Annotated in this window: 6 protein-coding genes; 1 reads left to right on the forward strand and 5 read right to left on the reverse strand. The window is 38.7% G+C overall.

Annotation, left to right across the window (positions count from 1 at the left end; all coding sequences use genetic code 11):
* The 5 genes from ABF638_RS00715 to ABF638_RS00735 form a co-directional block, all read right to left on the reverse strand.
* Window positions 1–1,135, reverse strand: a 1,135-nt coding sequence (locus tag ABF638_RS00715; protein ID WP_435019346.1) for an O-antigen ligase family protein, incomplete at its 3' end; no start/stop codon positions are given.
* Window positions 1,136–1,820: 685 nt separating this feature from the next.
* On the reverse strand, window positions 1,821–2,918 hold the full coding sequence (locus tag ABF638_RS00720; RefSeq protein ID WP_435019348.1) for a glycosyltransferase family 4 protein: 1,098 nt from the start codon (window positions 2,916–2,918) through the stop codon (window positions 1,821–1,823).
* A 65-nt stretch (window positions 2,919–2,983) separates the two neighbouring features.
* A complete protein-coding gene (locus ABF638_RS00725) occupies window positions 2,984–4,429 on the reverse strand; it encodes an oligosaccharide flippase family protein (protein WP_435019350.1) in 1,446 nt (481 codons plus the stop codon).
* A gap of 59 nt (window positions 4,430–4,488) precedes the next feature.
* Window positions 4,489–5,430 carry a class I SAM-dependent methyltransferase gene (locus ABF638_RS00730; protein ID WP_435019352.1) on the reverse strand — a complete coding sequence of 314 codons (942 nt, stop codon included), beginning with the start codon at window positions 5,428–5,430 and terminating at the stop codon, window positions 4,489–4,491.
* A 289-nt stretch (window positions 5,431–5,719) separates the two neighbouring features.
* Entirely contained in the window at window positions 5,720–7,162 is a 1,443-nt protein-coding gene (locus ABF638_RS00735) for a sugar transferase (RefSeq protein WP_435019354.1), read from the reverse strand.
* 1,912 nt (window positions 7,163–9,074) lie between these two features.
* Between ABF638_RS00735 and ABF638_RS00740 the strand changes: the two genes are divergently transcribed.
* Window positions 9,075–14,954, forward strand: coding sequence for an amino acid adenylation domain-containing protein (locus ABF638_RS00740; RefSeq protein ID WP_435019556.1), 5,880 nt, complete (start codon window positions 9,075–9,077; stop codon window positions 14,952–14,954).
* Window positions 14,955–14,978: the final 24 nt, after the last annotated feature.

The raw sequence follows: 14,978 nt of genomic DNA on the forward strand, positions 1-14,978 counted from the left end.
CTAAGGCTATATATGTCATATGTATAAGTGGCCAAATATCTAATGCTGTTTTACTAGCACGCAACCGAGCGAATCCTTGCAGATAACTGCGCCAAAATCCTAACAAGAATAGCCCTAACCCTAAAAAACCCAAATCCAGGCAAATAGCTAGATAACCATTGTGGGGGTGGGTTGGCACCCATCCAACTATGCGCCAAATATAAGCAGATTCGCCATCCCATCCTTGCCAGAATCCGCCATAACCATAACCAAGCCAAGGATGTTTCAAAATCCTATCGATCACTAATGGCCAAATTTCTGTTCGGCCTGTCAGTGTAGCATCTTTACCAACTGAAGTGAACAGGACATCAGAGTTATTGGAAAACCAAAAATAGAAAGTTTGGATGATAGTTGCCACCATTACTAGTGTTGGTATCATGACCTGGTATGACCAACGCCAAATTTGAAAAGCAAAAAATGCCAATATTAAAATTAATAGATTAAGTAGAGATGAAGTGGAAGAGGAAAGTATTAAGAGTAGTATTGATAAACTAAACCCCCCCCAGAAAAGCCAACTACGTCCTTTAGCTTGATAAGCAAGGATAAAAAAAACTATACCACTAATTACCATCCTGCCTCCCAGACCGTTTTTGTGCGCGAATACTCCACGCCACATTGGGCTACCAAGATCGGTCTGTATGCCGTATTTAGGCAAGGCTATAGCAAAAACGAAGCTCAATACTATAATAATTCCAAAGTTACAAGCAAGTAAATGTAATTGCTCTTTTAAGGTGTATCGGGAGGCCAAATATATACCAAATAAACTGGAATTAACTAGTGTAAAACTATTTTTTAATGTTGTTGATGGCTCGAAAGACCAGGTGATAGAAGCAACTGTTAATATGATTAAATAAAAAAGCCAAATGTCGTTACTTAATATAAAGAAGTAAAGAGTTTTTTTCCAACGCAGGACTATTAGTAAGAAGGTAACTAAGTATATTAAGAAAAAAATAACCCGTATTAAGGAGCTATCATATTCTGCCAAATCATTCTGTCCTGCTCCTCCTGACAGAATGAGGTTTAAGATTGCCCCTGAATACATCAGCAAAGATACAATTGTGAATCCCTGCTCCGCAAAAATTAGTATTTTTCTCATACAGTAATTTTAAATAGATCGTGAACACTTATCTGTATTTGAAGAAGAATTCAGAAGTCAGAATAAAGACGCTCGCGGACTCGCTATCAGTCGGGGATTCAGACCCGCGACTAAATTGTTGCCACCACCAAGTTTTCAATTTGGTGGGGGTGCAAAAACGCCGATTATTCAGACGCTCCTGCGTCGCTAACGCTGCGAAGCACCGCCAGTCATACAGAAAACATTGCTGAATTCTGACTCCTGACTCCTGAATTCTGTTCGATAAAGAATCGAAGGAAAAAACTGGGTGGTTAACAACGAATTTAAACAAGAACTTAACACTGCATAAAATGACTTGCATAAAATATAAAATTGGCGGACAAAATTTTTGCCTTGTAACTAGAGATATTCTAGAGGATCTTGTTCAGGAGCCTAAAGAGTAAGACGAATACAGGTGATTTTCGACTATTTGCTAGGTAAAGGTAGATTTTAGTTAATTTAAGCATCATACTTACGTATTTAAAACGTATTATGTTAACTTACTAACAAAATACTTGCGTACTTAAAACATATTATTTTAACTTATGCTGTAATAGCTTAGTTTTTGAATCAAAATTAGCTCCATATTATTGCTCGATATAATCGAATACTTCGTCCTTTTGTTCGCAAGCTATTTATTTAGAATCGCTGTAAATTAACTAAATATTTATTTTTGCGTATTCATTTCTCTATGATAGATTTCGGCTGTTTGAGCGGCAATATTTGACCAATTTAAATCTTGCTGACAACGAGCTAGTGCGGCAGTTTGCATACTTTGTTGCAAGCTGCGATCGCGTAACAAACAAATAATAGCATCCGCTAGAGTTGGAACATCACGGGGTGGAACTAACAAACCATCTTTTTTGTGCTGAACTATCTCACTCAATCCCCCCACATCAGTAGCTACGATCAGCGTTCCCATTCCATAAGACAAGGCTGCCACACCACTTTGAGAGGCTTCGATATATGGCAAAACTGTTACTGTGCTACGTTGAAATAGATTACCTACTTCTTCAAGGGGGATAAACTCATTAATAATCTCGTAGCGTTTTTCATCATAACCATTAGGGAAATACTGGCTAATGTTTCCTCCCCTTCCAGCAATAATCAGCTTGACTTCAGGTATAGATTCAGCAATTAAGGGCATAGCATCAAGCAAATATTTTAATCCCTTATAGGGTAAGATACGTCCAAAAAATAGCAAAGTATATGGCTCACGGACTTGAATATTTTTATTACCTCGACGCTGATACAAACTACCAAGTTCCCCATGAGGTAAAACATTGACTTTCTCTTGAGGTATACGAAATTGTTCAATAAGAATGTTTTTTAGTTGATGAGTATGGACAATCAACTGTTGTGAACGGTAGAAACTAATACGTCTGGTATACTCAGAACCAAACACACTCATATTATCCCCTGGGTGACGAAATACATCGTGGATAGTTGTCACCAATGGCGGCATTTTGTTGAGTAACAAAGTCCAATCGTACCAAGGATCGTTAGTTTCCTGTACATGTAAAACATCTGGCTGTATATCTTTGATGATACGCATCATAGCGCTCATAGACAATAAGTTGCGTGGGTCGCGAATCCGTGGTTTTTTAAAGCTAATGACGCGGATTCTGGAGTCAAGAACATTGCTACAGACATTTGAGACTTTTTCCGGCTGAATTAGCGTTAAATCAACATATTTAACCAGACTGTTTGCTAATTCGATGGTGTAGTCTTCAAAGGAAAAATGTAGTAAAGCAACCTTGATCATAAAATTAAATTTTTATACAATATTTATTTGTTGATCAGACTTTTATCACTTTATATTTTAAATTTCTATATTTTTTCTGAACTCATACTGAATAATTTTACCCATACAGCCCGGACACCTCCGAACTTATTGATCACTAAGAAACCAGCAAGCAAACTATAAACGCAAGTTAAGATAAGCAAAACAAATATAAAGTCTAGTCTAAATTCTTGTAGTATTAACAATACCAATACCATACCAGCGCTAATTAGCAGGGGACGGCGTATTATTCGCCATACACGCAATGAAAATAACTTACTATAAACAGCATATATGAGTAATGTAAAACCAGTAAAACCCATTGCTAATTGCATAAACACTGCACCCATGAGTTTATATTGTGAAATCAATACTACACCTGATAATATTCCAACAATATTAGTAACGATAACCTGCCGTAAGTTAAATTTTTCAAATCCATTAGCTAAAAGTAGATAGACAAATGTCCGCACAAATGGATAGGTAATGAGCGATAAAGAACTTATCTTCAAAACTAAATTTACTTGATTGAAATTTGGGTCTTTATAAATAAATGTTATTAAATCATTTCCCAGAAAAATTATTACAACAATAAGTGGCAATGATACACACAAAAGCATTTCTATAACGTTTTCAGTAATCTGACGCAACTTTTCCAATCCTAAAGGTACTGCCTTTGTCATAACAGGAAAAGCAGCCATACATATACTATCGCAAACCAATGTGAAGGGCAGCATCAATTGTCCGATTACACCATAAAGACCAACCATCAATTCACTTCCTAATAGTGAGATAATTAAAATGGCCATTCTACTACTAACTATGCCTACTGCATCAGTAAGCATAAATGTTCGAGCAGATTTAAATAAGTGCAATACAAAATCTTGCTTAATTTGCCATTTTGGCTTAATTACTCTTGTAAGCAAAACCCATTCAATTACAAAAACTAAAGTTTCGGAAATTGCTAAAATTCCAGCTAAATAATTTACTCCATAATTCAGATGCAGAAACCAGAGCATTACTGGTAAACGTAAGACGTAGACTGGCACTGTAGAGATAGAAATCAAATTCATTCTCTCTTGAGCCTGAAAAATTGCCTCCGTGATGTTAGAAAGCGAAAACGGAATTATTGTTAATCCCATGATGTAGCAAGTCATTGAAGTGTCTGAATTATATGGCAGTAAAAACACCACAACGACCTGTGCTACATAAGCAATAACGCTTAAAAGTATTTGCAAGAAAGTACCACTCACTAGGTAAACAGGCATTTCTTGTGGATTGCGAGACAGTTCTCGTGTAAACAAGGTTCTTAGACCCTGCGAAGCAATCACCATAAAGATGTAGTAGTAGCTAAATGCTAGTAGATATCTCCCTAATTCATACGCTCCTAGAGTACGAGCTATGGATGCCACTAACACAAAGCTTGTGATACTTTGTACTAACCGATTGATCAACAATGAGAGAGAATTTGTTAGTAGTTTTCGTTGTCCCATTGTCTGTAAGCTATAGTTAAATTGATACTAAGATGAACTTGTTTGCAATATTTTATATTTTATTTTTGGGCAACTAAAAAAATATTGTCTGCAAACAAATAAACTTTTCTCAACAATTTACTAAAAGAACGACGCAGTTTTTTACTAGGAATTACGAAAAGAGCATTTTCCACAATCAACATCAGATTCAAATAGAAAACACCAATTCCTATTATTTCTTCTTCTTTTTTAATGCCCAGTATAGATAAAATTTTTGTCAAGTTAGCTGGAACAGCGCAATAAATACGCTTATATCCAGCCATCTTTAAGGAATCATATAATTCACTATATGTGTACTCTTTCAGATGCATACATTGAGGATTATCATAGCCAAAAACTAATGATATATCGTGAGGTCCTGTATGACAATGAGGTGTTGTAAAAATGTATTTTCCTTGATTAACGAGAATTTTATAAGCACTTTTAAAGTGTGTAATTAAATCGTCTGGATGAAAATGCTCAATAACTTGATTAGATACGACTAAATCATAAAATTCAGTTGGTTCAAAATGGTCTAGATGTACACCATCAGAGTTGCCCCAAGACAAGTTAAGTAACGTATCAGTTACATGTTTTGAACCACGTTCTCTTGTAACTTCTGTAGCTTTGCATTCAAATCCACATTTAGCTAAATATGCTATCATCTTTCCTTTACCAGAACCAACCTCATAAATTTTCTTGGGTGGAGAGCCTATCATTTGTAGCCAAGTTTTATATCTCTCTATGGTAGGTGTGCTATCTACCACAAAAGAATTTTGCCATTCTAATTTACTATAAAGAGTAGTATAGGCTTGCTCAAATACTTCCCATCGATTTTCTGGGTTCGATTCTAAAAGGTCTTTTGTCAATTTTCTTTCTAGCTCCCAATGTTCAAGGATCATTTGCTCCGTAATTTCTGCCTCAGCAGGGATGCAGTAGTTGCGTTTATACCGAGTTATTAGCTCAAGTCCTCTGGGTTCCATAATTAAACTCCTTTAGTTTTACGGGTTGATGTCGAAATGAAATAAAGCAAAGCTTTTTATCCCACTTTATGCTTTTTAATATTTAGATAAAAACATTTTGTCTTAGACCCTGGTAGCCTTATGTATGGATTCAAAGCTAGCTTTTGCAATTTTTAAATTCAGTATTTAATAATTGGTTAGATACAGATCAGACTAATGGAAAAAACTAAATTTATTAGAATCAAAAACATCATTTCTTCACTAAGTTACTTATCTTTACTAAGTTACTTGTTTTTTTCATACTACACTTTTAGTATGCACCTTCTTTTTTCAAAACTACCATAAATGTTTTGAGGAGAATTTCAAAGTCTAACCCAAGCGACCAATTTTCGATGTAGTTAAGATCAAGATTAATAACTTGTTCAAAATCTAAAATATCTGAGCGACCTGAGACTTGCCAAAGACCTGTAATACCAGGTAAAACTTCATGCCTAATAAAATGATGTTCAGAAAACTTATCTACATCTCTAGTAGGTAAAGGGCGAGGTCCTACTATACTCATTTCTCCGAAGATAACATTAAAAAGTTGGGGTAATTCGTCTAAGCTGTAACGACGCAGGAATTTTCCAACACGGGTAATGCGAGGATCATCTTTAATTTTAAAGATAATTCCATCTTTCGTTTCATTTAAAGCTTCTAATTCTTTCTGTAATTTTTCCGCATCAGACCTCATCGTTCTGAATTTCCAGACTTTAAACTGTTGCCCATGTAAACCTATACGAGTTTGTCTGTAAAACACTGTACCGGAAGAATCCAGTTTTATAGCTATAGCTATAGCTATATAAATAGGAAAGGACAACATTACAAATAAAGTCGCTAAACAGAAGTCACAACTACGCTTTATCCAAAAATCTTTACCTGTAATTATCGGACAATCCAAGCTCAGACAAGGCATTCCCCCTATTTTATTAAACTCTACATTCTTATAAATTGGCTTTAATTCCATCGGTAAAATATGTACTTGGATGCCAGATGCTTGAAATAACCAGCATAAAAACATTCTATTTTTTAGAGCATCCCAAGATATAAAAACTTCTGTTATACCTAATTGATTAAGTTGATTCAAGGTTTGCTGACGTTGATATCTGTCTAATGCATTAGCATGTGCAGTTCCAGATACAATGTAGTGCTTTTCTTTTTTGATAAAGCTAGCAATCTGCTCATGATCTTGAGGATCACAAATGATGAAGACAGAAGAACGAACTATTTTCTTCTGCTTACGGAGATATTCAAGAGTAATATTGACAGCGTATCTACCAGTACAAATAAACAATATACTCAGCAACCAAGATAATAAAATTAGTCTTGGGCGTGTAATATCAATAATTGGTTGATACAAAACACAAACAAGTAGTATTAATCCATGAGCAAAAGTTAGCGATTTGATAATATTCAAATAGTCATAGCGTTTTTGACCTTCTCGATAAATACCTTCGAGAGCTAGCGATCCTATTTGAATCCCAATCGTGATTAAAATTGGTAAGTAATTACTAGGTATATCCCAAGCAAAATTGCCATAATCAGATTGATATCCAGCGAAAACCCAAGCTAAGGATAAAAGAGTATAGTCTACTAAAAACAGTGTGATTAATCTTAACCACCACGAACCCTTGCGTACCTTGACCAATGAAGATGCACGTAAATCTAAAGGCACTTCACTCAATTTATTTGTTGCAATGCTTTGATTACTCATAGTTAGTAACAGTTGGTGTAGTTAAAATTTGATGAAAAACTATACAATTGGGCTATCTCACGTTTGACTTTTAAAGAAATCTCTCCTTTATAGTCTACATATTAATCATTTTCTTCAGAGTAACTTTAAGTTCTTGATCAAAAGCATCTTCCAGGATTGGTTTGAGTGTGGCGACTATCCGAAGTCTTAGATTTTTTTGCAGGATAGCATCCAGTGTTTTCTGAAAGTTTTGAGCTTTAATGCCAAGGAAAAGATTTGTTGTTGAGCTAAGTTATTGTTAAATACAATTCCTGGCATTTTATAGTAAAGCAGGTAAAGTAAAAATATTAGAATTTTTAAGGTAGGTAATAAATAGTTGGGCTTAGTGATTGCAGATTATTGCTTCCAGAGTAGAGATACAATGATATCTCTTTACGAATTACTGTAGCATATCTACTTATACTGGCTCAGTTCTGCTTAGAACAGGTTTTGTTTGTTTACGCATAATTACTGATTAACAAAACTTACACACATAACATATAACGAAATGCACCAAAAGTTTGACAATTGTTACAAAGCTTAACATAAATAAACATCGTGGCTGAACTTGGGTCAGCTTCATGGGCATCTCTAGATAATTGGTCACAGACTAGTGAGAATAAATTTTAATAACTGGAAGTAGAATTAGCAATGTGTGGTTTATGTTAGTCTTGTTAAATCTGCATTCTAGACATTTTTGCCTCCTGATAAAGAGTTATTTTTTCTGATATATTTTGGACTGTTATAATCTTGATTATCAAAAAAATTAGACCTTTCGCACAGTAGTATTACCATAAAACAATCAACACTGGATTTGCTGCAAGTCTTTAGTTTTTAGCCAAATAGCTTGAATGGGTGTTTGCTGGGAGAATAAGTAAAGATTTATTCTGTATCTTAGGTTACACTGTCATGGGTGTGAAATCCATGTGCAAGGTTTTAGCTTTATGTATGCTTTATATATAGTAAGATGAAACTCACTTGACGATGGGTTCACTGAGTCAGCATCAAAAAATGTAACTATCTAAAGAAAGATAAACGAGGCTAAAACCCAATACGGTTCAGTTAAGGGCTAATTGTACAAAATTGTGGGTTTACGAGACGCGATAAATCGCCGTCTCTACAAGTGTTTTGGTCTTATCTGAACTGTATTGGGCTAAAACCCTCTTTTTTCCTACTTTCTGCCTCTTTGAAGTTTCTATGCCTGCGTCGGGCTACCCCAACACAGGAAGCCGACGCTCTAACTTCTCTCTGGCTCCTGCCTGATTGCAATGAAAAATCTTTACACTGATTTACTTAACTATTTTAGCAAATCATAATTATAGCTTTACACGATTTTTACATATGCAGAATCACAATGAAGATTCGGTAATAATTATTTTTTCTCTCAGTAATTTTTTATAAAAAAGGATAGAGTCTCTTCAGTATTGAATTTTATCTATTGTAATTTTATAAAGAAACAAAAAATTATTTTTCAACTATTGAACTAAAGCTAAATTAGCTAATATAAAGTCTTATCTGTGTTTATAGTTAATAATTTAAGATTAAAAGTATGAGAATTGTTATATTGATTGCCAATCAATTTGCTAGACATTTAAATACCTGTTTTATTTGAAGATGTATATGAAAACTGCTTGCTAAAAAGCAGATTTGGTATGTCTTTGAGGAAGCAAGCTACACACAGCGACCCCCTCTGAAGGCTATCTAGGATTTGTTTCCGAGCCAGTAGCTTCTACTCTGAAGGATTTGTGTGCAGCCTCAGTTGGTATAAACACATATACAATAAATAATAAAATAAAAAATGGCATTTCCTGATGGAGTTGATATATAGAAAATGCAGATAAGTAGCCAGACTTCAGATTATAAGCAAAATATTCCGTCAGATACCTTAACTCACATCATCGGCACTCAAGTTCTACAGGAATGGAATGATACCCAAGTCGTTTATCATCAGGCTCTATGCATCCATCAAATGTTTGAGATGCAAGTAGAGCGATCGCCCCAAGGCATTGCTGTAGTATATGAGAATACACAACTTACTTATCAGCAGTTAAACCAGCGGGCAAATGAACTAGCGCACTACCTACGTACTTTAGGTGTTGGGCCTGATGTACTTGTGGGCATTTGCCTGGAGCGCTCCTTGGAGATGATCGTAGGACTACTGGGCATTCTGAAAGCTGGAGGCGCTTATGTGCCTTTAGATCCAACATATCCCTCAGAACGTTTAGCTTTCATCTTGGAAGACACCCAAACACCAGTATTGTTAACCCAAGAGAAATTGGTCAAGAACTTGCCACCGCATCAGGCGCAAGTAATTTGTCTGGACTCAAACTGGCAAGGGAATATCCCAAACAGTCAAGAAAATCCTGTAAATGAAACGACGGCTGAGAATCTCATCTATGTAATCTACACATCTGGTTCTACAGGACAGCCCAAAGGTGTAATGATCCCTCATCGTGGGATTTGCAATCAACTCCACTGGAAGCAAACAACCTTTGGATTAACTCACGCAGACAAAGTTTTACTGACTATTTCTTTTAGTTTCGACCCTTCAGTGTGGCAGATATTCTGGCCATTGTGTTTTGGAGGGCAGTTATTCATGGCTCGCCCTGGTGGACATAAAGACCCTGCCTACATTGTACAGGTAATTACTGAGCAGCAAATCACCGTTTTGGCCTTAGTACCTTCCATCCTCCGTGTCTTACTGGAAGAGAAGGGAATTGAGAATTGCCGATTTCTCAGACACATTATCTGCGGTGGTGAAGCTTTACCTGGCGAACTCATAGAACGTTTCTTTGCTCAATTGAATTTGGATAATGTTCTACATAATTGTTATGGCCCGACAGAAGCTTCCATTGATACCACTTTCTGGACTTGCCAGCGCGGCACTAATTACACCATTGCTCCCATTGGTCGCCCGATTACTAATGCAGAGATTCACATCCTCAATGAAAACTTACAGCCAGTTCCTATTGGTGAATCAGGTGAACTGCATATAGGCGGTATTGGTTTAGCGCGAGGCTATCTTAACCGTGCAGAATTGACCACAGAGAAGTTCATTGTCAACCCTTTTAACTCTGAACCTGGGGCACGTCTTTACAAAACTGGGGATTTGGCGCGTTATTTGAGCGATGGTAATATCGAATTCCTTGGTCGGATTGACTACCAAGTAAAGATTCGTGGCTTCCGTATTGAATTGGGAGAAATTGAAGCCAGATTAGGTCAACATCCGGCACTGACACAGGCTTTAGTCATAGCCAGAGAGGATGTTCCTGGGGACAAGCAACTCGTGGCATATATTGTTGCTAGTCCAGAGCAAATTCCTAGTCAGGTTGAATTGCGTCGCTTTTTGGAAGGTCAACTACCTGAATACATGGTGCCCGCTTCCTTTGTATTTTTGGACACCTTGCCACTAAATCCCAATGGGAAAATAGACCGTCAGGCTTTACCAGCACCGGATACATTTGCTCTTAGTCTATCAACTAACTTTGTCCCACCTCAGAATCCTAGAGAAGAAGTCTTAGCTACCATCTGGGCAACAGTTTTGCGTCTGGAACAAGTAGGCATCCACGACAATTTTTTTGAGTTGGGAGGTCATTCACTGCTGGCCACTCAAGTAATGTCTAGGGTTCGCCAAGCCTTTCGGATAGAAATACCGTTGCAACTTTTGTTTGAGAATCCCACGATCGCTACTTTAGCTCAAGCGATGCCTACGGCAACCCGAAACGGGAACGCCCAAAATCAGACTCAAGACAATGATCCCCAAAATCAGACTATTCCTCAAGTAGCCAACCGCGAGTCAGCCCCTTTATCCTTTGCCCAACAGCGAGTGTGGTTTTTGCAGCAGTTGCAACCCAACAGTCAAGCATATATCGTCTCAAATGCACAGCGCTTAACAGGCAAGTTAAATGCAGATATATTGCAAAAGTCACTAGATGCGATCGTTGTTCATCATGAAGCACTGCGAACAAACTTCATCTCATCACTTGATGGTAGTCCCATACAAGTAATTGGTACGCCTCGGCCAGTGGAACTCAAGGTAATTGAGGTAACACAGGAGCAAGTGGAATGTCTGCTAAACCAAGAGGCGCAACGCCCCTTCAACTTAGAAACTGACTTGATGCTGCGAGCTACATTGCTCCAAATAGACCAACAGCAACATGTACTCCTGTTAGTCATGCACCACATCGCCTCAGATGGGTGGTCAATAGGTATTCTCTGGCAGCAGTTAGCAGCTGTTTATGAAGCCTTATTGAGTGGTAAGCCTTCTCCCCTGGCAAAATTGCCCATTCAGTATGCCGATTTTGCCGTCTGGCAACACCAATGGCTATCGGATGAAATACTTTCTAGCCAAATCAACTACTGGAAAACCCAGTTAGCAGGTGCTAATACTGTATTAGAATTACCAACCGACCGACCACGGCCACCAGTTCAAACTTACCAGGGAACAGTGCAATCCCTGATGCTACCCCAAACCCTGAGTGCATCGCTAAAAAAACTCTCACATCAGCAGGGTGTCACCCTATTCATGACATTGCTGGCGGCTTTTGGGACAACACTGCACCGCTACACTGGGCAAGAAGATATTCTCATCGGTTCTCCGATTGCTGGTCGCAACCAAGTTGAAACCGAAGGGTTGATTGGGTTCTTTGTCAATACCTTAGCCATACGTACTAACCTTTCAGGCAACCCAAGTTTCCGGCAGTTACTTAGTCAAGTTCGAGAAGTAACACTAGGAGCTTATGCTCACCAAGACCTGCCCTTCGAGAAGCTAGTAGAAGAACTACAGCCAGAACGAAATCTGAGCCATTCACCGTTGTTTCAGGTAATGTTTGCCTTCCACAATACTCCAAGCGAACTCTGGGAACTTCCGGGATTGAACATTACCCCTCTAGAAGTCCATAACGGCGCAGCAAAGTTCGATCTCACCCTCGACCTGGAAGAAACTTCAGAGGGGATCAAAGGTGGAATTGAATACAACACAGATTTATTCGATGCTACAACTATTGCTCGAATGCTAGGGCATTTCCAAACTTTACTTGAAGGTATTGTCGCCAATCCAGAACAGCATATTTCAGATTTACCTCTGTTAACAGTAGCCGAACAGCATCAGCTACTCAAAGAGTGGAATAATACTGAAGCTGACTATGATTTATCTCAATGTCTGCACCAATTATTTGAAGCGCAGGTAGAGAAAACACCAAATGCGATCGCTGTAAAATTTGCAGACAAGCATCTTACCTACAATGAGCTAAATTGTCGCGCCAATCAGCTAGCAAACTACTTGCAAACCTGTGGAGTCCAGCCAAATGTACTCGTAGCCATTTGTGTTGAGCGTTCCTTAGAAATGGTTGTCGGATTGTTAGGGATTCTCAAGGCTGGTGGCGCTTATGTACCTATTGATCCCGAATATCCTCAAGAGCGTATAGCATATATGCTAGAGGATTGTCAAGCTCCAGTGCTGCTCACCCAAAGTAGTTTAGTGGAGCATCTACCCGGAAAAACTCAGAAAATTTGCTTGGATACCGAGTGGGAAACAATCTCACAACAAAGCGATCGCAATCCCAATTCCAGCGTCAAGCCTCTGGATCTAGCTTATGTAATTTACACCTCTGGTTCCACCGGCAAACCAAAGGGCGCAATGAACACCCATCGGGGAATTTGCAATCGTTTACTGTGGATGCAAGACGCTTACCAACTAAATGCAACTGATAGCGTTCTGCAAAAAACGCCTTTTAGTTTCGACGTTTCCGTTTGGGAGTTTTTCTGGCCCCTATTGGCAGGGGCGCGTTTAGTGATGGCTCAACCAGGCGGACAGCGAGATGCGACTTACTTAATCAACACCATCGCCCAAGAGAAAATTACAACACTGCATTTTGTACCCTCCATGTTGCAGATATTTCTAGAAACCAAAGGGCTAGAATGTTGCAAATCTTTAAAACGGGTATTTTGTAGTGGCGAAGCCTTACCAGTTGACCTTCAGGAGCGGTTTTTTCAGCGGATGGGATGTGAACTACACAACCTTTACGGCCCTACCGAAGCAGCAATTGATGTCACATTTTGGCAGTGTCAAACAGAGAGTAACTTAACAAGTGTACCGATTGGGAGAGCGATCGCTAACACTCAACTTTATATCCTCGACTCCCATTTGCAACCAGTTCCCTTGGGTGCGAAAGGCGAACTTTATATTGGTGGTGTTGGAGTTGCTACAGGTTATCTCAACCGTCCAGACTTAACAGCCGAGCGATTTATTTCCCATCCTTTTAACAAAGGCGAAAAGCTTTACAAAACTGGAGACTTAGCCCGTTATCTTCCCGATGGCAACATTGAATACATCGGGAGAATTGATCATCAGGTAAAAATTCGTGGTTTCCGCATTGAACTTGGAGAAATTGAAGCTTTACTAGCACAACACCCTGGCATACAGCAAACTGTCGTCACAGCTAGATTTGATAATCCACAAAACCAGCGACTAGTCGCCTACATCGTTCCTCACCCAGAACAGACACCAACCATAGACGAACTGCGGCACTTTCTCAAACAAAAATTGCCAGAATATATGGTGCCTAGTGCTTTCGTTTTACTAGACACCCTACCCCTAACCCCCAACGGCAAAATCGACCGTCGCGCTTTACCAGCACCAAACTCAACAAAGCTTGATTCAGAAAACACCTATGTAGCTCCTCGTGATGAATTAGAATTCCAACTGACCAAAATTTGGGAACAAATTCTGGGTGTCCAACCCATTGGCGTCAAGGATAACTTCTTTGAGCTAGGAGGACACTCGATATTAGCAGTAAAACTGTTTTGGCAAATTGAGAAGACATTTAAGAAAAATCTACCTCTTGCGATTCTCTTCCAGTCAGGTACCGTAGAGGCTCTAGCTAAAATCATCTGCCAAGAAGAAGATTTAACAAAAAACTTGGCTTCAGTAAATACCTTGGACAAATCAAAACCTGCCTGGTCATCCCTGGTAGAAATTCAACCCAATGGTTCCAAGCCACCTTTTTTCTGTATTCACGGACTGGGTGGAGAAGTTTTGTGTTTCCGTGAATTGGCAGTGCATCTAGGTTCAGAGCAACCATTCTACGGACTACAGCCACAAGGGTTAGATGAAAAATACCCTTTCCATACGCGGATTGAAGACATGGCAACTCACTATATTCAGGAAATACAGACCCTTCAGCCCAAGGGGCCTTATTTTTTGGGAGGTTATTCTTTTGGAGGTATAGTTGCTTTCGAGATGGCTCAACAACTCCAAGAGCAAGGTGAACAAGTTGGTATTCTAGTTATGCTTGATAGTTGTCGTCCAGGTTATAGTTGGCGGGCATCATTTCTCAAGCGAGGTTTTTTGCATTTAAAGAATATGCTTCAACAAGGGCCTAGCTATCTTTTGCAAAAGGCTGTGAAATGGAGCTATTGGCGTAAGCGGCATCTCCGAAATAAATATAACCGTTACTTGGAAGAGTTACTGAATTTACCTGAGAATGACAAGCACTTAAAGAGTATAGATGCTAATACTCAAGCCATTAGTGAATATATCTTCTCACCTTACCTTGGTCAAGCTATTCTCTTGCGGACAGAGGATGAGAATCGAAGTGAAGCTGTGGGCACACAATACGATCCTCAATTCGGCTGGGATGAGATAGTAAATGGAGAATTAAATATCCATTACCTTCCCGGATCTCACCTTGGAATACTTAAAGAACCCCACGTACAGGTGTTAGCAAAAATATTGGGAAATTGCTTAACTCAGGCGCAGTCTCCAAAGAATTAATTTGAACTTTTTCCCTCGATTCAG

Source organism: Nostoc sp. CALU 1950 (assembly GCF_051172895.1).
In the GTDB taxonomy this organism is placed as follows: Bacteria; Cyanobacteriota; Cyanobacteriia; order Cyanobacteriales; family Nostocaceae; genus Nostoc; species Nostoc edaphicum_A.